This is a genomic window from Massilia sp. Mn16-1_5 (assembly GCF_004798585.1).
GTDB lineage: Bacteria > Pseudomonadota > Gammaproteobacteria > Burkholderiales > Burkholderiaceae_D > Telluria.
The window spans coordinates 1-686 of sequence record NZ_PPXQ01000059.1 but is presented as its reverse complement, the minus strand read 5'-3'; the positions used below and the strand labels follow the sequence as shown (position 1 = coordinate 686).

1 protein-coding gene is annotated in these 686 nt (G+C 52.2%); it reads left to right on the top strand.

Translation table 11 applies throughout. The annotated features are described in order from the left end of the window. The first annotated feature begins 42 nt into the window (after positions 1-42). Entirely contained in the window at positions 43-306 is a 264-nt protein-coding gene (locus tag C2862_RS25560; protein WP_307723573.1) for a choice-of-anchor Q domain-containing protein, read from the top strand. Positions 307-686 lie beyond the last annotated feature (380 nt).

The window sequence follows — 686 nt, the reverse complement described above, 5'->3', positions numbered from 1 at the left end:
TACTGGCTGCCGGCTTCGCTGACCATGCGCACGGCGCGCTCGATGACTTCAGGGGAATACTTGGGTTGCTTTTTCATAGCTCCATTCTCTCAAACAATGGAGCCTCTACAAAACCCGGGGCGATTCAACCCGATGTTTGTCCATGCAGAGGGCGGCGATTTTCGCCTGAAGACTGGAAGTCCCATGATTGACAAGGCAACGGCAACGAGCTTGTTCAAGACGGACAAAGAGGGCCTTGCTCGTCCGAAGGGCTCACGTATCGACATCGGAGCGCATGAGCAAAGTCGCCGTGTCGATAAGAACTAGGCGATTGCTGAAGGCCATTGGCGTGTTCGCGCTTGGCTCGTGCTGTATATAGAGATTGCCCCGTCTCTATAGAGGTCGTCCTGTTTCGGCTGAGCTTTACCCAGCTCGTCTTTCATAAATAGCGTTTGCCCGCTCCCATCAAACCCGCGCGAAGCCTTGGCCGCGCGGGTTTTTTCTTTCCCACTACTGATGAGGCCGAATAGCGCGCTGTCATTGCCGCATTCGCTACGCCGGCACATTGGTTTTGTATTTTCCCAGAAGAAATTGTCATTGCGCATCTGATACGCCAAAGAAATTTTTCCCGCAAAAAATTGAACTTAGGAAGTTTCCACCGCTCAAACGCTTACATTGACCCCAACAACGTAAGGAAACTCAGATGC

What these genes read in the sequence shown, in the direction of transcription:
- C2862_RS25560 (WP_307723573.1), top strand. Translation starts at nt 43, where the DNA reads ATGACTTCAGGGGAATACTTGGGTTGCTTTTTCATAGCTCCATTCTCT.